The sequence below is a fragment of the Hoeflea sp. AS16 genome (assembly GCF_038900095.1).
Taxonomy (GTDB): Bacteria; Pseudomonadota; Alphaproteobacteria; order Rhizobiales; family Rhizobiaceae; genus Hoeflea.
Window position 1 is genome coordinate 594,172 of the sequence record NZ_JBBMQQ010000003.1, and the last position, 20,960, is coordinate 615,131.

General features: G+C 61.4%; 23 protein-coding genes. 10 read left to right on the top strand and 13 right to left on the bottom strand.

Annotated features, from left to right (window positions below):
* Positions 1–13 precede the first annotated feature (13 nt).
* Positions 14–2,065 (bottom strand): M3 family metallopeptidase, encoded by a 2,052-nt coding sequence (locus WNY80_RS11205; RefSeq protein ID WP_342887443.1) that lies wholly within the window; start codon positions 2,063–2,065, stop codon positions 14–16.
* A 142-nt stretch (positions 2,066–2,207) separates the two neighbouring features.
* Positions 2,208–3,437 (bottom strand): argininosuccinate synthase, encoded by a 1,230-nt coding sequence (locus WNY80_RS11210; RefSeq protein WP_342887444.1) that lies wholly within the window; start codon positions 3,435–3,437, stop codon positions 2,208–2,210.
* A 207-nt stretch (positions 3,438–3,644) separates the two neighbouring features.
* Between WNY80_RS11210 and WNY80_RS11215 the strand changes: the two genes are divergently transcribed.
* The gene (locus tag WNY80_RS11215) at positions 3,645–4,493 is read left to right on the top strand and encodes an SDR family NAD(P)-dependent oxidoreductase (protein WP_342887445.1); all 849 of its coding nucleotides are present in this window, start codon (positions 3,645–3,647) and stop codon (positions 4,491–4,493) included.
* A 105-nt stretch (positions 4,494–4,598) separates the two neighbouring features.
* A complete protein-coding gene (locus WNY80_RS11220; RefSeq protein ID WP_342887498.1) occupies positions 4,599–5,240 on the top strand; it encodes a LysE family translocator in 642 nt (213 codons plus the stop codon).
* Here the strand turns inward: WNY80_RS11220 and WNY80_RS11225 are convergent, their stop codons facing one another.
* The 3 genes from WNY80_RS11225 to WNY80_RS11235 all read right to left on the bottom strand — a co-directional run bounded on the left by WNY80_RS11225 (position 5,241) and on the right by WNY80_RS11235 (position 7,321).
* Positions 5,241–5,738, bottom strand: coding sequence for a hypothetical protein (locus tag WNY80_RS11225; RefSeq protein ID WP_342887446.1), 498 nt, complete (start codon positions 5,736–5,738; stop codon positions 5,241–5,243).
* Positions 5,739–5,748: 10 nt separating this feature from the next.
* On the bottom strand, positions 5,749–7,011 hold the full coding sequence (gene rlmN, locus WNY80_RS11230) for a 23S rRNA (adenine(2503)-C(2))-methyltransferase RlmN (protein WP_342887447.1): 1,263 nt from the start codon (positions 7,009–7,011) through the stop codon (positions 5,749–5,751).
* 79 nt (positions 7,012–7,090) lie between these two features.
* Complete coding sequence (locus tag WNY80_RS11235) at positions 7,091–7,321, bottom strand: hypothetical protein (protein ID WP_342887448.1); 231 nt, start codon at positions 7,319–7,321, stop codon at positions 7,091–7,093.
* A 106-nt stretch (positions 7,322–7,427) separates the two neighbouring features.
* Here WNY80_RS11235 and WNY80_RS11240 point away from each other — a divergent pair, with 106 nt between their 5' ends.
* Complete coding sequence (locus WNY80_RS11240) at positions 7,428–8,132, top strand: YafY family protein (RefSeq protein ID WP_342887449.1); 705 nt, start codon at positions 7,428–7,430, stop codon at positions 8,130–8,132.
* 1 nt (position 8,133) lies between these two features.
* Here the strand turns inward: WNY80_RS11240 and WNY80_RS11245 are convergent, their stop codons facing one another.
* Together WNY80_RS11245 and WNY80_RS11250 are read right to left on the bottom strand one after the other, a co-directional pair.
* Positions 8,134–8,757: a TetR/AcrR family transcriptional regulator gene (locus tag WNY80_RS11245; protein WP_342887450.1), complete on the bottom strand. Its 624-nt coding sequence runs from the start codon at positions 8,755–8,757 to the stop codon at positions 8,134–8,136.
* Positions 8,758–8,955: 198 nt separating this feature from the next.
* Positions 8,956–9,459 carry an invasion associated locus B family protein gene (locus WNY80_RS11250; RefSeq protein WP_342887451.1) on the bottom strand — a complete coding sequence of 168 codons (504 nt, stop codon included), beginning with the start codon at positions 9,457–9,459 and terminating at the stop codon, positions 8,956–8,958.
* Positions 9,460–9,751: 292 nt separating this feature from the next.
* Between WNY80_RS11250 and WNY80_RS11255 the strand changes: the two genes are divergently transcribed.
* Together WNY80_RS11255 and WNY80_RS11260 are read left to right on the top strand one after the other, a co-directional pair.
* On the top strand, positions 9,752–10,327 hold the full coding sequence (locus WNY80_RS11255) for a sigma-70 family RNA polymerase sigma factor (protein ID WP_342887452.1): 576 nt from the start codon (positions 9,752–9,754) through the stop codon (positions 10,325–10,327).
* A gap of 261 nt (positions 10,328–10,588) precedes the next feature.
* Positions 10,589–11,470: an AraC family transcriptional regulator gene (locus WNY80_RS11260; protein ID WP_342887453.1), complete on the top strand. Its 882-nt coding sequence runs from the start codon at positions 10,589–10,591 to the stop codon at positions 11,468–11,470.
* Positions 11,471–11,538: 68 nt separating this feature from the next.
* On the opposite strand, the gene WNY80_RS11265 is transcribed toward WNY80_RS11260, so the two are convergent.
* Positions 11,539–11,934: a YkvA family protein gene (locus WNY80_RS11265; protein WP_342887454.1), complete on the bottom strand. Its 396-nt coding sequence runs from the start codon at positions 11,932–11,934 to the stop codon at positions 11,539–11,541.
* A 66-nt stretch (positions 11,935–12,000) separates the two neighbouring features.
* Positions 12,001–12,312, bottom strand: coding sequence for a 4a-hydroxytetrahydrobiopterin dehydratase (locus tag WNY80_RS11270; protein WP_342887455.1), 312 nt, complete (start codon positions 12,310–12,312; stop codon positions 12,001–12,003).
* 59 nt (positions 12,313–12,371) lie between these two features.
* Here WNY80_RS11270 and WNY80_RS11275 point away from each other — a divergent pair, with 59 nt between their 5' ends.
* The gene (locus tag WNY80_RS11275; protein WP_342887456.1) at positions 12,372–12,890 is read left to right on the top strand and encodes a low molecular weight protein-tyrosine-phosphatase; all 519 of its coding nucleotides are present in this window, start codon (positions 12,372–12,374) and stop codon (positions 12,888–12,890) included.
* On the opposite strand, the gene thpR is transcribed toward WNY80_RS11275, so the two are convergent.
* Positions 12,818–13,408 carry an RNA 2',3'-cyclic phosphodiesterase gene (gene thpR, locus WNY80_RS11280; protein WP_342887457.1) on the bottom strand — a complete coding sequence of 197 codons (591 nt, stop codon included), beginning with the start codon at positions 13,406–13,408 and terminating at the stop codon, positions 12,818–12,820. The two genes, WNY80_RS11275 and thpR, sit on opposite strands and share 73 nt — an antisense overlap.
* 94 nt (positions 13,409–13,502) lie before the next feature.
* Positions 13,503–14,144 (bottom strand): arylesterase, encoded by a 642-nt coding sequence (locus tag WNY80_RS11285; protein WP_342887458.1) that lies wholly within the window; start codon positions 14,142–14,144, stop codon positions 13,503–13,505.
* 108 nt (positions 14,145–14,252) lie between these two features.
* Here WNY80_RS11285 and WNY80_RS11290 point away from each other — a divergent pair, with 108 nt between their 5' ends.
* From WNY80_RS11290 to WNY80_RS11305, 4 genes are all read left to right on the top strand, one after another.
* The gene (locus tag WNY80_RS11290; protein ID WP_342887499.1) at positions 14,253–14,960 is read left to right on the top strand and encodes an ABC transporter ATP-binding protein; all 708 of its coding nucleotides are present in this window, start codon (positions 14,253–14,255) and stop codon (positions 14,958–14,960) included.
* Positions 14,960–17,533, top strand: coding sequence for an ABC transporter permease (locus WNY80_RS11295; RefSeq protein ID WP_342887459.1), 2,574 nt, complete (start codon positions 14,960–14,962; stop codon positions 17,531–17,533). The genes WNY80_RS11290 and WNY80_RS11295 overlap by 1 nt, the downstream gene beginning before the upstream one ends.
* Before the next feature lie 182 nt (positions 17,534–17,715).
* Positions 17,716–18,492 (top strand): Bax inhibitor-1/YccA family protein, encoded by a 777-nt coding sequence (locus WNY80_RS11300; RefSeq protein ID WP_342887460.1) that lies wholly within the window; start codon positions 17,716–17,718, stop codon positions 18,490–18,492.
* A 105-nt stretch (positions 18,493–18,597) separates the two neighbouring features.
* The gene (locus tag WNY80_RS11305) at positions 18,598–19,149 is read left to right on the top strand and encodes an N-acetyltransferase family protein (protein ID WP_342887461.1); all 552 of its coding nucleotides are present in this window, start codon (positions 18,598–18,600) and stop codon (positions 19,147–19,149) included.
* Between the two features lie 6 nt (positions 19,150–19,155).
* Here WNY80_RS11305 and WNY80_RS11310 read toward each other — a convergent pair whose 3' ends face one another.
* The gene (locus WNY80_RS11310; protein ID WP_342887462.1) at positions 19,156–19,557 is read right to left on the bottom strand and encodes a DUF2794 domain-containing protein; all 402 of its coding nucleotides are present in this window, start codon (positions 19,555–19,557) and stop codon (positions 19,156–19,158) included.
* A 470-nt stretch (positions 19,558–20,027) separates the two neighbouring features.
* Positions 20,028–20,768, bottom strand: coding sequence for a DUF1223 domain-containing protein (locus WNY80_RS11315; RefSeq protein WP_342887500.1), 741 nt, complete (start codon positions 20,766–20,768; stop codon positions 20,028–20,030).
* Positions 20,769–20,960: the final 192 nt, after the last annotated feature.

A 20,960-nucleotide genomic window follows, 5' to 3' on the forward strand; every position in this document is an offset into this window, starting at 1 on the left:
TGGCGGATGCGGCTTAAGCGAGGCCGCGTTTTTCCAGCATAGCAGTGGCGTCCGGCATACGGCCGCGGAAAGCCTGGTAGAGTTCACCCGGATCACGCGATCCGCCGGCCGAATAGATGTGGGTGAGCAGCTTTTCCGCCATTGCCGGGTCAAACGGATTGCCGGTTTCCTCAAAGGCCGAGAATGCGTCGGCGTCCAGCACTTCCGACCACATGTAGGAATAGTAGCCAGCCGAATAGCCTTCGCCGGAGAACACGTGCAGGAAATGCGGACTGGCGTGGCGCATGACGATGGCCTCGGGCATGCCGAGCTTTTTCAGTGTTTCGGCCTCGAATGTTGCCGGGTCGGCCTTTTCACCGGCGGTGTGCCAGGCCATGTCGACCAGCGCGGAGGCGGTGAATTCAACGGCGGCAAAACCGGCATTGAAGGTCTGGGCTGCCAGCACCTTGTCGAGCAGCGCCCGCGGGATCGGCTCATTGGTCTTGTAATGGCGCGCGTGTTTTTCGAGAATTTCCGGAACAGTCAGCCAGTGCTCATAAAGCTGCGACGGCAGTTCGACGAAATCGCGGCTGACCGAGGTGCCGGAAAGCGACGGGTAGGTCACGTCCGACAACATGCCGTGCAGCGCATGGCCGAATTCATGAAACAGCGTGCGCGCATCGTTGAGCGACAGCAGTGCTTCTTTGCCGGGAGCAGGCTTGGCGAAGTTCATCACGTTGGTGATGATCGGAACCTCGCCCTTTGAGCCGTCGGGCATGGTGAGCTTGTGCTGGCTGCGCATGCCGCTCATCCAGGCGCCGGAGCGTTTTGAAGGCCGGGCGAAATAATCGGCGATGAAGGTGGCGAGCATCTTGCCGTCACGTCCGGTCACCTCGAACACCCGGGCATCGGGATGCGGACCGCGAATGTCGGGGCGTTCGGTCATGGTGATGCCGAACAGCCGGTTGGCCACGTCGAAGCAGGCTTCGATCATCTTGCCGAGCGGGAAATAGGGCTTGAGTTCGGCCTCGGAGAAATCAAACCGGCGGGCCTTGAGCTTTTCCGCATAATGCCGCCAGTCCCAGGCCGCCACCTCGTGGTTGCCGCCTTCTTCGGCAATCAGCTTGGCCAGTTCGGCACGGTCGGCGTCGGCGTGCTCGACGGCACGGGTCCAGACATTGCCGAGCAGCTCTTCGACGGCTTCAGGGGTCTTGGCCATGGTGTCGTCGAGCTTGTAGGCGGCATAGCTGTCATAGCCCAGAAGCGTGGCCTTCTCGGTGCGCAAGGCGACGATCTGGGAGATCAGCGCGGTGTTGTCGGTTTTGCCGCCATTGATGCCGCGGGCAATCCAGGCCTTGAAGGCCGTCTCGCGCAAATCCCGGCGTTCGCTGGCGGTCAGGAACGGCTCGATGATCGAGCGCGACAGGGTGACGGCATATTTGCCCTTGTGGCCGAGGTCTTCGGCGACGGCTGCCATGGCGGCGCGAAGATCATCGGACAGCCCTTCGAGGTCGGCGCCATCGTCGAGCAGCATCAGCCAGTCTTTTTCATCGGCGAGAACATTCTGGCCGAAGCGTGCGCCGAGACCGGCAAGGGTTTCGCCAACTTCCGCCAGGCGCTTCTGCCCGGCTTCGTCGAGACCTGCGCCGGACTTGATGAAGGATTTCCAGACCCGCTCGAGCAGGCGGTCCTGCTCGGGTGTCAGGCCGATGTCCTTGCGGCTCTGGTAGAGGCTGTCGACGCGCTCGAACAGTGCCCGGTTCATGGCGATCTTCGAGTAGTGGCGCGACATGCGCGGGGCGATGTCGCGTTCCAGCGCCTGGATCACCTCGTTGGTGTCGGTACCGGCACGGTTCCAGAACAGGCTCGAAACCCTGGAGAGCTTGTCACCGGCGAGTTCCAGCGCCACCAGCGTGTTGTCGAAATCGGGCGCCTCGGGGTTCTCGGCGATGGCCTTGATCTCCGCATCATGCTCGGCGAGCGCGATTTCAAAAGCCGGGGCGAAATCGGCATCCTTGATCTTGTCGAATTCCGGCAGACCGAGCGGTGCGGTCCAATTGAAAACGGGGGAAGCATGTGCGGTCATGAAGGACTCCTTGTCATGCCGCCTCATGTAGGCCCGGCGGGCGCGATGAACAAGACGCCCGGCGCAACGGATTCAGCGGCGGGAAACGAAAAGGGCGGGACCTTTTCAAGTCCCGCCCTTCGGATTGGTGGAATTGTTGAACCTAGTTCTTGCGGTCGCGGGCAGCGAGAGTCCGCAGGCGTAGGGCGTTCAGGCGGATGAAGCCTTCGGCATCCTTCTGGTCGTAGGCGCCTCGGTCGTCCTCGAATGTCACCAGCGCGTCGGAATAGAGCGACTTGTCGCTTTCACGGCCGGTGACAATGACGTTGCCCTTGTAGAGCTTGAGCGTGACTTCGCCCTCGACATGTTTCTGGCTCAGGTCGATTGCCGCCTGCAGCATTTCGCGTTCCGGCGAAAACCAGAAGCCGAAATAGATCAGCTCGGCGTAACGCGGCATCAGCTCATCCTTGAGATGGGCGGCGCCGCGGTCGAGCGTGATCGATTCCATCGCCCGGTGGGCGGTGAGCAGGATGGTGCCGCCCGGGGTCTCGTAGACGCCGCGCGACTTCATGCCGACAAAGCGGTTTTCGACCAGGTCGAGCCGGCCGATGCCGTTGTCGCGGCCGTAGTTGTTGAGTTCGGCAAGGATGGTCGCCGGGCTCATGCGGACGCCGTTGATCGAGACCGCGTCGCCCTGTTCGAAGCCGATCTTGATGATGGTCGGCTTGTCAGGTGCCGCTTCCGGCGAAATCGTGCGCATGTGCACGTATTCGGGGGCTTCGACAGCCGGGTCTTCCAGCACCTTGCCCTCGGAGGAGGAGTGCAGCAGGTTGGCGTCGACCGAGAACGGGGCTTCGCCCATCTTGTCCTTGGCAACCTGGATCTGGTGCTCTTCGGCGAACTTGATCAGGTCGGTGCGGCTCTTGAACGACCAGTCGCGCCACGGCGCGATGATCTTGATGTCGGGGTTGAGAGCGTAGGCCGACAGCTCGAAACGGATCTGGTCATTGCCCTTGCCGGTGGCACCATGGGCGATGGCGTCAGCGCCGGTCTCGCGGGCGATCTCGACCAGCCGCTTGGAGATCAGCGGGCGGGCAATCGAGGTGCCGAGCAGGTAGACGCCCTCATAGACCGCATTGGCGCGGAACATCGGGAAGACGAAATCGCGGACGAATTCCTCGCGGACATCTTCGATATAGATGTTCTTGTCGGGGATGCCGAGCATCTCGGCCTTCTTGCGCGCCGGCGCCAGTTCCTCGCCCTGACCGAGGTCGGCGGTGAAGGTGACGACTTCGGCGCCGAACTCCGTCTGCAGCCATTTGAGAATGATCGAGGTGTCGAGGCCGCCGGAATAGGCGAGAACGACTTTCTTGACGTCCTTGTGCGATGCCATGATTTTGGTCTTTCTGTTTTGAGCCTTGCCCCGGAGCGTTTTCGACTTCAGGGCCCCTGAATTTTGCGGCACTTTTAGCCGGTTTGCCGCGCCATGCAAGGGTCAGACCCCCTCATATGGGGGGACCCATATGAGGGAATTGCGTTTGTCGGGGTGATAGCACAGGTTTCTCCAGCACACAGATCAACAACGAGGAGGGTGAAGAGGATGACCAATTTTCGATCCGTGATGAGTATTGGCAAACTTGCCGTGGTGACTGGCGGGGCCTCCGGAATCGGGTTGGCTGCTGCAAAAACCTTCTCAGCTCGCGGGATGCGAGTTGTTCTGGTCGACAATGACAGCGACAAACTTGGGGAAGCCAAAAAGGCGCTCGCAGCACAGTCGTCAGCCGCTGTTGTTGTATCCATCGTCGCTGATGTCAGTGATCTTGATGCGGTCGCCGCCCTCGAACGGGATGTGGTCAAGCGGTTCGGCTCTGTTCACCTGCTGATGAACAATGCTGGCATTCAGCCCGGTAGCAGTCTGTTTGGGCCACAGGCCAACTGGGACAAGGTGCTCGGCGTCAATCTTATGGGTGTCATCAATGGTGCCCGCGTGTTCGGGCCGGGCATGATTGCGCATGGCGAGCCTGCGATGATCATCAACACCGGATCGAAACAGGGCATCACCACGCCGCCGGGCGATCCCGCCTATAATGTCGCCAAGGCCGGGGTGAAGGCGTTTACCGAAGCGCTGGAGCACGAGCTGCGCAATACCGAGGGCTGCAAAGTCAGCGCGCATCTGCTGATCCCCGGCTTCGTCTACACGCCACTGACGTCACGGGGGCGGACGGAAAAGCCCGACGCTGCATGGACGCCGGAACAGACAGTCGACTTCATGATGGAGAGCCTGGAGAAGGCCGATTTCTACATTCTGTGCCCGGACAACGATGTCGACCGCGCCACGGACGAAAAGCGCATTGCCTGGGCAGCCGGTGACATCACCGAAAACCGCCCGCCACTGTCGCGCTGGCATCCGGAATGGGCGGAGAAGTTCAAGGATTTTCTCAAGCAGTAGAGCGATTCGGACTTTCTCTAAGAAAGAAGGGAAGACTGCCGATTGGCAGACCTGCGAAACCGGCTTAGACGTGTTTGATCACCGATCAGGATCATTGCCATGTTGATGGATTACATTCCCGGACTGCCCGTCCTTGCCACGTTCAGTCTCGCCGTACTCTTGCTGGCGATCACGCCTGGCCCCGACATGACGCTGTGGATGAGCCGGGCCATTCGCGATGGCAGGGCCATCGGCATGATGGCGATGCTGGGTACCAATCTCGGGATTGTGATTCACACGCTGCTTGTCGCCTTCGGCGTTTCAGCGCTGATCGTCGCTTCGCCGGTGGCCTTTCTTGTGCTCAAGACCGGTGGCGCGGGATACCTGCTCTGGCTGGCCATCCAGGCGGTGCGCAACCGTTCGGTGCTGGCCGTCAAGGCGACGGGCAAAGGCAGTGCATCGATGGGGAAGGCGTTTCTCAACGGCCTTTGGGTCAATCTGCTCAATCCGAAGGTGATCATCTTCTTCATGACCTTCCTGCCGCAATTTGTCAGCGTCAAGGATCCGCATGTGACCGGCAAGCTGATCTTTCTCGGTGTGCTGTCGATCCTGATTGCGCTGCCGATTGCCATCGTGGTCGTGCTCGGTGCCAATAGGCTGGCCGACTGGCTCAAGCACAAACCGCAGGTGATGCGCGCCGTGGATTATGTCTTTGCTACTGTGTTTTCGGTGTTCGCGGTCAAGATCCTGCTGACCCAGAGCCGCTGATCAGCTTTCGATATCCGCGATATCCGTTGTCTTGGCGCGCTGGCTCGGCAGCCAGCGGCCAGCATTGCGGCCGGTGAAAAGCCAGTAGATGCTGGCGCCGATGATGCCGCAGGCGACGTGGACTGCGATCAGCCATGACGGTTCCGTCGTTGCCGCCGCTGCCGAATTCATGGTTGTGGTCATCTGCAAGCTGCTGGCAGCGAGAGCGATGCCGCCGCCGGCCAGCGCGTGGCTGAGCCAGTCGCGCCGCCGCCAGAATTCGAAGATGGCAATGATGGCGAAGGCCGGCAGCAGCACCGCCCGTGCGAACAGGCTTGCCACCCCGAACACGCCGATGACCAGTGTCACGGTGAGTTCAAGTTCGCTGAAGCGGCCGAAATCCTCCGGCACGACGAGGCGGGCGAGAAAGGCATAGGCAAGGCCCGCCGCCAGGCATCCGGCGAAAAAACCAAGCGCGATGGCAAACATCCGGACGAGAAGGCGGAGAATATCGCTCATGCCGGCGGGATCAGTCTGCGCCGTGGCCGGCGATCATCATGGCCTGCAGGGCCATGTTTTCCAACTCGTCACGATCCTTCTTGCGCATGCGCTCGGATTCGCTCTTGAGCTGACCGCAAGCGGCCAGGATATCACGGCCGCGTGGCGTGCGGATCGGTGAGGCATAGCCATTGGCATTGACGAAATCGGCGAAGGTTTCAATCGTTTCCCAATCCGAGCACTCATAATCGGAGCCGGGCCAAGGGTTGAACGGAATGAGATTGATCTTGGCCGGAATGCCCTTGAGCAGGCGTACCAGTTCCTTGGCGTCTGAAAGGCTGTCATTGACGCCCTTGAGCATCACATATTCAAAGGTGATGCGGCGGGCATTGGAGATGCCGGGATAGTTGCGGCAGGCGTCGAGCAGTTGTTTCAGAGGGTATTTCTTGTTGATCGGTACCAGTACGTCGCGCAACTCATCCCGCACAGCATGTAGCGAAATCGCGAGCATGACGCCGATTTCTTCGCCGGTGCGGGAAATTTCAGGCACCACGCCGGAGGTCGACAAGGTGATGCGGCGGCGTGACAGGGCAAGACCGTCGCCATCGGCAGCAATCAACAGCGCCTTCTTGACGTTGTCGAAATTGTACAGCGGTTCGCCCATGCCCATCATGACGATATTGGTGACCTTGCGGCCTTCTGATGGCACGATCGCGCCTTGCGGCGTGTCCCTGTGCGGGAAATCACCGAGCCGGTCGCGGGCGACCAGCAATTGCGACAGAACTTCTTCGGCGGTGAGGTTGCGCACCAGCTTCTGGGTACCGGTGTGGCAGAAGGTGCAGGTCAGCGTGCAGCCGACCTGGCTGGAAATGCACAGCGTGCCGCGGCCTTCCTCGGGAATGTAGACCGTTTCCACCTCGACCGGACGGCCCGCGCCGCGCGGCGGAAAGCGCATCAGCCACTTGCGGGTGCCGTCATTGGAAATCTGCTCCTCGACGATCTCGGGACGGGCCACGGTGTAGAGCTCGGCGAGCTTTTCCCGCAATTCCTTCGAAATCGTGTGCATGTCGGCGAAATCGGATGAACCGCGGACATAAAGCCAGTGCCAGATCTGGTTGACCCGCATCTTGCGCTGCTTTTCGGGCACGCCGGCGTCGGCCATGGCGGCAACCATTTCCTCGCGGCTCATGCCGATCAGTGTCGGCTTGCCGTCCATCGCCTGGCTTGCTGCCTTGGCAGCCTGAGACGGGGCGGGACGCGCGGAAGGGTCTGTCAGGTCAATGGTCACTGGCATCACGGACTCGGTTCTGATGTTGCAAGATTGGCCGCGTCCTACCAGCTTTTGATGCTCACGTCACCATTGCTGTGGCGGCTCAGCTCCGATGCACCGGCAGGACCGGCGGCTTGTGCGGCAGCAGCCTTGCGCGGATGCGCTGCCACAAATGGCCCGGCCATCCCCGCACCGGGGTGCACGAACCCGGTGCCTGCTTGCGGGTAGGTGATGCCTTGCGGGTGGTTGTTGGGCGATCATGTGGCGGGTGCGGCTGCTGCGCCCACGGGCCGAGCCGGCAGGCGATCATGGTGGCGTGGTCGTAATAGCTCATGGCGGTCTCCTGTTTTCATCAGGAGAGCAGACCCCTGCTGACAGTACGGTGTCAGCAGGGGCTGTGATAGTGTCAGCAGCAGCACCGCTCCGCCAAGGATGAGACCATGCGCCGTTCCGACCGACTGTTTGAAATCATCCAGATCCTCAGATCTGCCAAAAGGCCGATGACGGCCGACAGCCTGGCGCGTCAACTCGAGGTTTCGATCCGGACGATCTACCGGGATATTGCCGCGTTGCAGATGATGAGCACACCGATCGAGGGGGAACCGGGCATCGGCTACGTGATGCGCAAGGGCTACGACCTGCCGCCGCTCAATTTCGATCTCGAGGAAATCGAGGCGCTGCGGGTCGGCCTGGCCTTGCTGTCACGCACCGGCGACAGCGCGCTGCAGCGGGCCGCGAGCCGGATTCACAAGAAGATCGATGCGCTGCACGGCCCCGCAGACTGGCTGCAGGTGGCGCCCTGGGGGGCGGCAATCGATGATCCGGACAAGGGATGCGTGTCGATGTCGATGCTGCGCGACGCGATCCGCAGTGAACGCAAGCTGGAGCTGGTCTACCAGGACGAGCAGGGATGCCGGACGACGCGAACGGTGCGACCGCTGGCGCTGGTCTATCATCTTGAATGCGTGATGCTGGCGAGCTGGTGCGAACTCAGGGCCGGGTTCCGGCATTTTCGCACCGACCGGATTTATGAATGCCGTGCGCTGGACCAGTTCTTTGCCGGGCAGGGCGATACTCTCAGGGCGATCTGGCCGGATCAGCACCGCTGGGATGCGGCGCAGCCGGGCATCGTGGAAGCGACGTGACTTACTGGATTTCCAGCTCCGGCTCCGGGATGCGCTCGGGGATCACCGGAGTGGCAGCCGCGGGCGACGGCCTGAGCATGGCATCGACGAAGCCGGGAATGTCCATGCGCGGCAGCGCCGGTTCTCCGGTCAGCTGCTTGAGGCCGACCAGGGTCGCGTAGATCAGCGTTGCCCGCGAGCGGGCTTCGGGACCGGTCAGGCCGGATCCGCGCATCTGCAGGGTGAGAAAGGCCAGCCGTTCGGTATCGGCATCGCGGACAACGTTCTGCACGGCTTCGTCGCCGGCTGCCCAGTGGCGCACAGCGACCTCGGTCATGGGGCCGCCATAATCGCGCGTCGGCACATGCAGGATGTCTTCAATGAAGCGTATGAACAGATCGCGCGGCGTGAGCTCCGGCGAGACCATGGAGGCGATCACATCGCTGGTGGTGATGCGGCGCCAATGCTCGACCATGGCCGCGCGGAGTGCGGCCAGATCGGCAAAATGCCAGTAGAACGAGCCCTTGGTGACACCCAGTTCCTTGCAGAGGAAGTCGACCCGGATCGCCTTCGGGCCGGAGCTGGTCAGCAGCTTGAATGCGGCCTTGATCCAGTCTTCGGGCGTGAGTGTCTGTTTCGTGCTCATGCCGCTCGTATCCAACGTATTGCGTCATTCAATCAAAAGATGCGATTTCATACACAGGCTATGGATAACAAATGGTTAATCGTGCCGGACAGGCGCGGGCCGGCCTTGCATGGCTCAGGCCTTCGCCGGCAGCTGCGCCGTGCACAAAAAAGAAGGCCGGGTGGCCGGCCTTCTTGCGTGTTCTCTGGCAGAGAGAAATCAGTTGCAGTTGGAAATCTGGTTGAGTGCGGCGGTTACGCCCTTGAGCGAATAGCTGTAGGAGGTGTTGGTTCCGCGGCGCGAGATTGCCTTGACCGTCATCGAGGATCCGGCCTTCATCGCAGCAACCAGCTGCGGCTCCTGCGCGGCATTTTCGACCCAGGCAGAATTGCCACGGGTGAACAGCGTGAAGTTGCGGCCGTCGATATTGACGGTGATCTTGGAGGATTCCTGCAGCGGATATCCCATCATTGCCTGCGGTTCGTAGCTGACGTTCTGGCCAGGCCGCTGCGAAATGAGGAAAAAGATATCGCCATGATCGACGTTGGCCGGTGCGGAACTGGTCGGCACCGAGAGAACGTAGCAGACCTTGCCCCCTGCTGAATTGTACGAGTAAGCCCCCCAGGCATCAAACTGCTGGATCCTGGTGGGCGATTGCGCCGCCGCGGCGGCGGTCAATGCAAAAAGCGCCGTCACTGCGGTTGCGATTGTCTTCCCAAACATGGCTTTCCTACCGGTTCGTGGTCCTGTGTCACGCACTGTGGGCCGTGACATTTCCCGCTTGTTGCGAGCTGATTGGTTCATTTTGACTTAATCCTGGTTACCAAACCGTCAATGAATCCCGAAGCCGGGCAGTTATCCTGTTCGGCTCCGGGGCGGCGTGTCCCTTGCTCACCTTTTGTAACAGCCTGAATCCGGCAACAGTTTGACCTTGGTGCAATCCGTTGTAGGTGTTGCTATGTTGGCTGCAAGACGGCGGCTGGTCGCCTTAAGCATACGGAGTTGCGCGCGGTTAATGTCGAACGAGATGAAAGAGCGGCTGGTCCGGCTCGCCGCGGCGGTTGCCGAGAGGCGGGATGAGACAGCATTTGCGGAATTGTTCGACTATTTCGCGCCACGGATCAAATCCTATCTGCTGCGGCTCAACATGGAGCCCGGACAGGCGGAGGAACTGACCCAGGAAGTCATGATCACGCTCTGGCACAAGGCCTCGCAGTTCGATCCGGCCAAGTCATCGCTTTCCACCTGGCTGTTCCGGATTGCGCGCAATCGCCGCATCGACGCCTTCCGGCGCGACAAGTCGGCGCTGCTTGATGCGGATGATCCGGCACTGCAGCCGTCGCAACCGGACGCGGCGGACGATATCGTCGAAGCCGAGGAACGCGACGAGCGTGTGAGAAAGGCAATGCTCGATCTTCCCGAGGAACAGGCGATGCTGGTGCGGCAGGCGTTTTTTCTCGGCCGCTCGCACAGCCAGATTTCCGAAGACACCGGCCTGCCGCTGGGGACGGTCAAATCCCGTATCCGGCTGGCTTTTGCACGGCTGCGCCGCACCCTGGAAGGCGATGGCGGCGAGATGACGCTGCATTAGGGCGCTTCATGGTCGGAATAGACCATTATGCCGGAACTGGTTTGGTCCGAGATGAAGGGATTGGAGAAGGCCGCACCGCGGAATGTGGAGCCGATTATGTCCATTCGGGTTGATCTGTATCGGTAGTATTTGAATTTGTTGAAGGAGCGTTCGATCGGATCGCGCTGCTTGTAGATTCATGCCAAATCGCAAGATCGGTCGAGCGCGGCGTATCCGGATGGGTCTAGCTGACGTCGCCACGGAGCAAGAAACGAAGAGACGATGACGACGGCGCTTGAAAACTACCATGCCCGGATGCAGCGAGTGCTGCGCCATATTGACCGGCATCTGGACGACGATCTGGATCTGGACTCGCTAAGCCGTGTCGCGGCGTTCTCGAAGTTTCATTTCCACCGGCAATTCATGGCGACCTTCGGGCTGTCCGTGCATCGCTATGTCCAGCTTGCCCGCATGAAGCGGGCATCTTTCGGGCTGGCCTACAGGGATGCCCAAAGCGTGACCGAGATCGCCATGGATGCCGGGTACGATGCGCCAGATGCCTTCGCCCGTGCCTTCAGGCAAAGATTCGGGCAATCGCCTTCGTCGTTTCGGAAATCTCCCGACTGGGAGCCGTGGCTTGCGGCCTTGGGGCCTCTCGACAACGCTAGGAGCAAGCTCATGCAGAAGAAATTTACAGCTGACGACGTAACAATCCGCGATGTGCCCGCCACGTCTGTGGCGATCATCGAGCATCGGGGTGACCCGGATACGCTCGGCGCTTCTATCCAGCGCTTCATCGACTGGCGCAGAGCCGCCGGCCTGCACCCGAAAACGAGCCCGACTTTCACCGTCTGGCGGTCTGAACGGCGTCCCGCGTCACCTGAAGATTATAGCGTGGATCTGTGTGTCGGGACCGGAGAGCCGCTCGAGACGGAAGGTGCCGGAGTCAAAGCCGGCGAGATCCCTGGCGGCCGCTGCGCGGTGCTACGCGTCGTAGGCGACACTCACAATCTGGAGCCCGCCGCCCTTTATCTCTATCGCGACTGGCTTCCGGCCAGCGGCGAAGAGGCGCGGGATTATCCGATCTATTGCCAGCGATTGAGCTTCCTACCGGAGGTGCCGGAGCACGAGGCGGTCGCCGACGTGTTCCTGCCACTGAAATAGAGTCCCCTGATTGCGGCCTGTCCCTTCTGATCGCCAGAAGCGGACAGGCTGTCGCCTGCCCTTCCCGGTCAATCCCGGATTTTGTCCTTGGTGAGTTCCGCCAGCGACTTGCGCGCGGCAATACGATGGGCTTCGGTGAGATTGGAGCGGACCGTGGCGATCGCCAGCGTCAGAACCGCGATATCATCGGAAAACCCGACCAGCGCCAGAAAATCCGGAACCGCGTCCATCGGCATGATGAAATAGGCGAGTGCGCCCAGCAGCACGGCCTTGGCCTTGCCGGGCGTTTCGGGATCGAGCGCACAATAGTAAGAGGCGACCAGGTCTTCGGCAAAGGGGATCTGTCCGGCAGCCTTGGCAAAGGTGCGCCAGAAGCCGGCGCGAACGGATTTTTCGTCTGCACCCTTGGTCTTCTGCCCGGCCATGTGGTCCGGTTCGAGGATTTCGCCGTCAAGGCCGGTCATGTCCTGCCTCCGTTCGCCTTTTTCATCAATTCCATAGCCCGAATATGGTGGTTGCGGCGGCTTTCTTCAATGTTGGCGGCCGGTTCCGGCGGCAATATGGTCCATGGCGATTGCCAGATCGAAGTCGAGAATGGTCAGCCCGCCGGCGTCATGGGTGGTCAATCGAACCTCGACCGTGCGGTAGACATTTTTCCATTCCGGATGATGATCGAGCTTTTCGGCAACAAGCGCCGCGCGGCTCATGAAACCAAAGGCTTCGCTGAAATCGGCGAATTTGAATGTCCGGCTGAGTGCGGTTTCACCGGCGTCAATGTCCCAGGACGGAACCGTGGCAAGCTTTTCGGAAATGGCTGTGCTATCGAGTTTCTGGCGTGGCATGGCGTGCTCCCGGGTTGGCATCTGGCGCGTTCGAGTTTTGGCAAAATGGCGGTTTGACGATGACATCTAGCGTATCGGGCGATGGAGAAAAGACGGTAACATCAGTCTTGTTTGTCTGCATGGGCAATATCTGCCGCTCGCCTCTGGCCGAGGGCATTTTCCGCGAGGGCCTGGCCCAAGCGCGATTGAGCGAGCTTGTGGCGGTCGATTCGGCCGGAACCGGTAACTGGCACCAGGGCGATGCCCCCGATCCGCGCTCGGTGGAAACGGCGGCCAGGTACGGTATCGATATTTCCGGTCAGCGCGCACGGCAGCTGACGCCGGAAGATTTCGACCGTTTCGACTTGATCTTCGCCATGGACCGCTCCAACGAGGCGACAATGCGGGCGCGGGCGCCTTCCTCGCGGCATGACAGGATCTTCCTGTTTCTCGAGCACACGCTGGGCAGCCGCGCCGATATACCCGACCCCTATTATGGTGGTGGCGACGGGTTCGAGGATGTCTATCAGTTGTTGCGCGAAGGCTGCAGCGAGCTGGTCTCCAGGCTCGGCAGGGAATTGCGCCAGCCCAGCGGATAGGCCTCCTCGACAAGATATGGCCCGCCGCCGACCGAATCGCGCGACGACATCACCACGAAACGGCTAACATCAAAAGGCAGGGTGCAGAAATCACCGCGTCCGCCGAGATATTTGACCACATCGGCGACCCGTGCATTGCGCAGCCGGGCAAGCGTTACATGCGGCGAGAAGCGGCGCGGATCAGGGGCGAGGCCGTGACGCTGGCAGATCCGCTCGATTTCTGCCTGCAATGCCATGAGTTCCGGCGAGGGCGAGACGCCGGCCCAGATGGAATGGGGCTTCTTCGATCCGAACGATCCCATGCCGGAAAGCGTCAGGGAAAAGGAGGGCCGGTCGATCCGGTCGAAGGCCGCGATCAGTTCGTCGGCGGTATGGCAATCAATGTCGCCGATAAAGCGCAGGGTGATGTGGTAATTCTCGCCCCGCATCCAGCGGGCGCCGGGCAATCCGCCGCGCAGGAGGGAGAGGGACAAGGCCGCCTCCCGGGGAACTTCGAGTGCGGTAAAAAGTCTGGGCATTGGTCGTCCCCCGAATCACCGTTTCATCCAAACGAATCACGGCACAGACGACAGGGCAAGCGGCTAGATTTCACATTTCGGACGGCAGGCGGTGTTATTCGGCCTGGATGTCGGCGATGAATCGCTCCGCCGCCGGAATGAAATTCTCCACCATCACGTTGATTCCACTGGCGTTTGGATGCATGCCGTCGGTCAGCTGCAAGTCCGGGTTGCCGGTTACCCCGTCGAGAAAGAACGGATACAGCGTCAGGCCGTATTTGATGGCGAGGTCGGGATAGATCGCGTTGAAGCTGGCTTCATAGTCCCCCCCCATGTTGGGCGGGGCGAGCATGCCGGCAAGCAGGATCGGAATGCCGCGCTGCTGAAGCCGAACGATCATGGCCTCCAGATTCTCGCGGGTTTTCTCCGGCGGCAGTCCGCGCAGGGCGTCATTGGCGCCGAGTTCGAGAATGACGCCGTCGACACCATCTGGAATTGACCAGTCGAGTCGCGCCAGGCCGCCGGATGTGGTGTCTCCGGACACCCCGGCATCGATGATCGTGACGTCGTGGCCGCGTTCACGCAACGCGGCCTCAAGACGGGCCGGAAACCCCTCGTCACCCTTGAGGTTGTAGGCCGCCATCAGGCTGTCGCCGAAGCCGACAATCTTGATTTCGCCAGCATCAGAGGCATCGACAGGGGCGACGGCGACACCGAACGCGAGGCACAATGCAGTGATCAAGGCCTTAAAACGCATGGGGTAAACCTTTAAAACACATGGCATGGCTCCTAAGTGCTCGACATCAGCCGGTTCAAGCCCGACCGCTTCCTTTCCATATAGGATGTTCAGCCCGTGTCTCAATCCATAGCCAAACCCATTGTCACTTTGCGCCAGGCCAATCTGACGCTCGGCAACGGGGCCTCTTCCGTGCACGTGCTCAAGGGCATCGATATCGATATCAACCAGGGTGAATCGGTCGGCATCGTCGGGCCATCGGGATCGGGCAAATCAACGCTTCTGATGGTGATTGCCGGGCTTGAACGGCTTGATTCGGGCGAAGTGCATGTTGCCGGTCAGGCGCTGCATACTTTGAGCGAGGACGCGGTCGCTGCCGTGCGCGGGCGCTCGATCGGCATCGTGTTCCAGTCCTTTCACCTCATTCCCAACATGACGGCGCTGGAAAATGTCGCCGTGCCGCTGGAGCTTGCCGGCAAGGCGAACGCCTTCGAGCGTGCGCGCGAAGAACTGATTGCGGTCGGCCTGGGCGAGCGCCTGACCCATTATCCGGGGCAATTGTCGGGTGGCGAGCAGCAGCGCGTGGCAATCGCGCGGGCGCTGGCGCCGGATCCGGTGCTGATCGTGGCGGATGAGCCGACGGGCAATCTCGACGGTGAAACCGGTCGGCAGATCGCCGATCTGTTGTTTGCCAAGCAGGCCGAGCGCGGCACCACGCTGCTGCTGGTCACCCATGATCCGGTTCTGGCGGAACGCTGCGAACGGCAGATCTCGGTGCGATCTGGCCGGATTGTTGCCGGTGACGAAGAGCAAGCTGCCGCCAAGGTGATCGCCTGATGGCGTCGGCGGCGGATAATACCGGGGCAAACGGGCTGCGGCTCGGGCTGGCGGCACGGCTGGCGCTGCGCGAACTGCGCGGCGGGCTGTCCGGGTTCTACATCTTTCTTGCCTGCGTGGCGCTTGGCACCGGCGCAATCGCCGGGGTCAACTCGGTCTCGCAGATGATGACCGGCTCGATTGCGTCGGAAGGGCAGACGATTCTTGGCGGCGACATCCGGTTTGAAAGTGACAACCAGGACATCGGCGATGGCGAACGGGCCTATGTCGAAGGGCTTGGAGATGTTTCGGCCGGCGCCAACATGCGGACGATGGCACGCAAGCCGGACGGCTCGGACCAGTCGCTGGTCGAATTGCGCGCGGTGGATGATGCCTACCCGCTCTATGGCGGTTTCGAGACCATTCCGGCGATGCCGATCGAGGAAATGTTTGCCGAAACCAATGGTGTCTATGGCGCCGCGGTGGCGCAGATCTTTCTCGACCGGCTGGGATTGAGCGTTGGCGACACCGTTCTGGTCGGCGAGGCAAACCTCGAGATTCGCGGTGTCATCGCCGCAGAACCCGATTCGCTATCGGAAGGTTTTGGATTTGCGCCGCGGCTGATGATGTCGCGTGCCGCACTGGATGCGGCCGGGCTGATCCGGCCGGGCAGCCTGGTGGAATACAGCTACCGGGTGCGCCTTGCTGACGGAGCAAGCGCCAAGGATCTTGCCGCCCTGCGGGAGGATGCCACCAGCCGCTTTCCCGATGCCGGCTGGTCGATCCGCACCAGCCAGAACGCGGCACCGTCGCTGACCCGCAATATCGAGCGGTTCTCGCAGTTCCTGACCCTGGTCGGGCTGACGGCGCTGATCGTCGGCGGCGTCGGCATCGCCAATTCGGTGCGGGCCTGGCTGGAAGGCAAGCGCGGCGTCATCGCCACGCTCAAATGCGTCGGCGCGCCTGCCAAATTGGTGGTCGCCATCTATCTGATCCAGGTGATGCTGATTGCCGGGTTCGGCGTGGCGCTGGGGCTGGCTCTCGGGGCGGCGACGCCGTTCCTGGCCGCAGGCGCCCTGACCGGTATCATTCCCATCGCGGTCTCGGCCTCGTTCTATCCCGCGTCGCTGGCGATCGCGGCCGGCTTCGGGCTGATGACGGCGTTTGCCTTCGCGGTGCTGCCGCTTGGCCGGGCCGGCGAGGTTCCGGCAACCGCCCTTTTCCGGCAACAGGGATTTGAGGCAAGCGCGTTGCCGCGCTGGCCCTATCTGCTGATTGCCGCGCTGACGCTTGCGTCACTGGGCGTGGCTGCGATCTGGTTTGCCGATGACCGGCGGATTGCCAGCGTGTTTGTCGCAGCGGTAATCGCGGCTTTCGTGGTGTTGCGGCTTGTCGGCTACGGGGTGCAGCTGATCGCACGAAAATGGCCGACCGTGCGCTCGACCCCGCTGCGGCTGGCGATCGGCAACATCCACCGGCCCGGCGCATTGACGCCGTCGGTGGTGCTGTCGCTCGGCCTTGGGCTGGCGCTGCTGGTGACGCTGGCGCTGATCGATACCAATCTCAGGCGCGAATTGTCCGGCAATCTGCCTGAGCGCGCGCCGAATTTCTTCTTCGTCGACATCCAGGCAAACGAGATTGACGGGTTCGAGAAGGTGGTGTCGGAGCTGGCGCCGAACGGCAAGATCATCAAGGTGCCGATGCTTCGCGGGCGGATCACCCAGCTCAAGGGCGAGGACGTCAACGCGGACAATGTGCCGGCGGAAGCGCAATGGGTGCTCAGGGGCGACCGCGGGGTGACCTACGCCAAGAACCTGCCTGAAAATTCGCGGCTTGCCGAAGGAAAGTGGTGGGCGCCGGACTACGAGGGTGAGCCGCTGGTGTCATTTTCGGCCGAGGAAGCGCGCGAAATCGGCCTTGGCGTCGGCGATACGATTACGGTTTCCGTGCTTGGCCGCTCGATCACGGCACGGATTGCCAATCTGCGCGAGGTCGAATGGGAATCGCTGTCGATCAACTTCGTGATGGTGTTCTCGCCCAACACCTTCGCCGGCGCACCGCATTCATGGATGGCGACATTGTCGGATCCCGATGCGGATGCCGCGGTCGAGGGAGAGGTGTTGCGCGCCGTCACCCAGGCCTATCCGACAATCACCAGCGTGCGGGTCAAGGATGCGCTGGAACTGGCCAACCGGCTGGTCGGCCAGATCGGTATCGCCATCCGCGCCGCGGCGCTGGTGGCGCTTGTGGCCTCGGTGCTGGTGCTCGCCGGTGCGCTGGCGGCGGGCAACCGCTCGCGGATTCACGATGCGGTGGTGCTCAAGACACTTGGAGCCACACGGGCGACGCTGATCCGGGCCTATGTCTACGAATACGGCCTGCTGGGACTGGCAACAGCGGTGTTCGCGCTGGCCTTCGGCGGCGTGGCATCGTGGTTCGTGGTCAGCCGCATCATGACGCTGCCGTCGGAATTCATGCCCGATATCGCGCTTATGACGCTCGCAGGGGCGCTGGTTCTGACTGTCGGTATCGGATTGCTCGGTACATGGCGGGTGCTTGGCCAGAAGGCGGCGCCGGTTTTGCGCGAGCTTTAGGGGCAGATTGACGCATTTATTAAGCAAACGCAGAGGTTTCCGTCCATCTTCTACGACGGAGGGTCTTGCCGTGGACATAGTTCATCCTCATATTGTGGACAGGCATGCTGGAGCCCCGCAGCGGCGCCTGGGTCTTTGAGCCCGACACCGTAAACCTTACCGGGGCTTATAAAGAGGAAAACATGGCTGACTTTCGCAATTCGAATGTCCGCGCAGCCAATGGCGCCTATGCAGGCACCGACATAGATGCAGGCCTCCGCGCCTACATGCTGCGCGTTTACAATCTCATGGCAATGGGCCTGGGTATCACCGGTGTCGCGGCCTACGCGATCGCAATGTTTGCGACCACCAATGATCCGGCCGCTGCCGTGGCAACGCTGGGCAATGGCAAGATGCTGACCGGCCTTGGTGCCGCGCTTTACGGTTCGCCGCTCAAATGGGTGGTGATGCTGGCGCCGCTGGGGATGGTGTTCTTCCTCAGCGCCCGCATCGAGAAGATGAGCGTTTCGGCTGCGCAGACCACCTTCTGGGTGTTTGCTGCACTGATGGGCATCTCGCTGTCGTCGATCTTCCTGGTCTACACCGGCGCATCGATCACGCAGACCTTCTTCATCACCGCAGCTTCGTTTGGTGCGCTGTCGCTCTACGGCTACACCACCAAGAAGGACCTGTCGGCGATGGGTTCGTTCCTGATGATGGGCCTGTTCGGCCTGATCATCGCGATGGTGGTCAACATCTTCCTGCAGTCGAGCGCGCTTCAGTTCGCGATCTCGGGCATTGGCGTGCTGATCTTTGCCGGTCTGACCGCCTATGACACGCAGCAGATCAAGTCGATGTATTATGAAGGCGACACCGACGCCACCGCCGGCCGCAAGGCGATCATGGGTGCGCTGCGTCTGTATCTCGACTTCATCAACCTGTTCATGTTCCTGCTGCAGTTCCTCGGCAACCGCGAGTAGCAGCACCGGACTGAATTTGGAAAAGGCGGTCTTCGGGCCGCCTTTTTTGTTGGCCGGAAGCCGCGGCAGCGATAAACCGGTATCCTCACCCACCGGACCGGCCCCATGATCATCCGCGACGCGACATCTGCCGATCTCACAGAGATCACCCGAATTTACGCCGACAGCGTTGTCAACGGCGTGGCCAGCTACGAGCTGGTGGCTCCGGACGAGGCCGAGATGGGGCGGCGTATGTCCGCGATTTCAGACAATGGCTATCCCTATCTGGTTGCCGAAGACGAGGCGGGCGCAATTCTGGGATACGCCTATGCCTCGGCCTTCCGGACCCGGCCGGCCTACCGCTGGCTGGTGGAGGACTCGATCTATCTGGCGCCGGAAGCGCGCGGCAAAGGCGTCGGGCGGGCGCTGCTGGAAATCCTGATCGGCAAGTGCGAAGCCCTCGGCTTCCGGCAGATGATTGCGGTCATCGGCGGGGCGCATCCGGCCTCGATCGCCGTGCACCAGAAAGCTGGCTTCGTCAGTTCCGGGATGATTTCAGGCTCCGGCTACAAGCACGGGCGCTGGCTCGATACGGTTTTCATGCAAAGACCGCTCGGGCAGGGCAAGTCCACGGATCCCGACCCGGACGTCTATCCCGGCACATTGTTTGGCGGTTAGGCGCTGTCAGCGCACCAGGCGCGGGGCCTTGTCGAAGTATTTCAGCACGATCTCGAGTTCGTGGCCGCGCTTGAGCACCAGGCCCGCGGCGGAAATGATGGCGAAAGCGCCTTGCTTGCGGGCCCGGGAGGGATCCTTCTCGATGCGGTAGAGCGGCACTTCACTGGCGCGGCGGAAGGCGGAAAAGACGGCCTTGTCGCGCAGGTGGTCGATGGCGTAGTCGCGCCAGTGGCCCTCGGCAACCATCCTCGAATAGACCTGAAGGATCCGGTCCAGCTCACGGCGTTTGAATGTCACCGGCTCCGGCGTATTGCGGCGGCGAAGTTCAGCCAGGTCAACGGTTGTTGCTGATTTCTGTGGCTGGCCGCTCTGATTGCGGGGTGACGCGTAATCCGCTCCGTCAGCCATTATCGGGCCTGCAAATCAATAATCATGGCACCAGTGTGCCTGACACAATCACAAATTCAAGCTTCGATGACGAAATTCGCAGATACAGCCGGCCAGTTGCGTTCCGCATTGCAGCATCACGAAAGGCTTCAGGCGGTCGCGTTTGTTTACTCCACCGGGGCCGGAAAATGGTTTTGGACCCATTTGGGCCGTATTTCAGCCAAATCCTTGCCGGAATTGCCCACGATTATCTGATCGTTGCCTCAGACGGTTCGAACCGGGGACTTCGTTTTTTCAGCCCCCCAGCCCCTCGGAGTCCCCGGGACGGATCATCTCGAAAGCAAACGGGCCTTGTAACCGGAAACGGTTTTCAGGTCTGGCAGACAAGAGCGTCACAGGTCACTCCCCCCGTCCTGGACGAGAGGCAACAGCTTGATACACCTTGTATTAAACCGGCTTCGAGCCGGTCTTTTTTTGTCCGGAAAAGCGGATCAGATCCTGGCAGCGCCGAGAATGCGGCCGGGTGAGCCGTCCGGGCTTACCACTTGCAGAAGAATGGCGCAGCGGCGTCCGGGATGCGCGGAGATCACCGATGAGGGCAGTTTCAGCTCAACCCGGTTGCCGTTCCACATGCCGACGGTTTCCATGTCGCGGACGCTGTGGCGGTAGGTGATGGTGCGTCCGGCATTTTCGCCGCGCTTGATCTTCACCGTATTGGCATCATCAAAATAGACCGCGACGATATCCGCCTTGCCCTCGCCGGGGCCGACGGAAATCCGCAGCTCGTCGGCATGCATGATCGCCGTTACCTCGACCGTGAGACCCTCTCCAATCGAGGACAGCTTGTCCATGACCTTGCCGATTGCAGCGCCATCGGCGCCATTGACGTGATCTTCTCCATTGATGACGGCCTGCGGCGTGTAGACATTCTTGCGGCGCAGCGTGCGGGCGTAGCCATATTGCCGCTCGGTGCTTGCGGCGCTCGACAGCGTGTCGGACCAGCCGCGGTAGTTCCAGTAGTCAACGTGATAACCCAGGGCCAGCACATCGTCCTCTTCGGCCAGGCGCGCCAGTTCGGCGTCGGCTGGCGGGCAGGAGGAGCAGCCCTGGCTGGTGAACAGTTCCACCACACCTTTCAGATCGCCCGCCTGTGCGGCAGCCGGCGCCGCAAGCAGCGATGTTGCTGCTGCAAGGGCGGGAAGGGCAATCGCCAGGAAAAATGTGGGCGTCATCATAAGGGGCAATCCGTTCAGATCAGGGTGATACTCCGCGAGGTCATGCAATTGTGTAGCGCGGAGTGCCGTACACGTCCAAATCACATTCGATTGACCCCGTCACGCGGGATACTTCCCCGTGAGGCAAAGATCCGTCTCGAGGCCGTCACCGCCGGGACATGGCCTGTTGCCCAACAAAAAAGGCCGGGC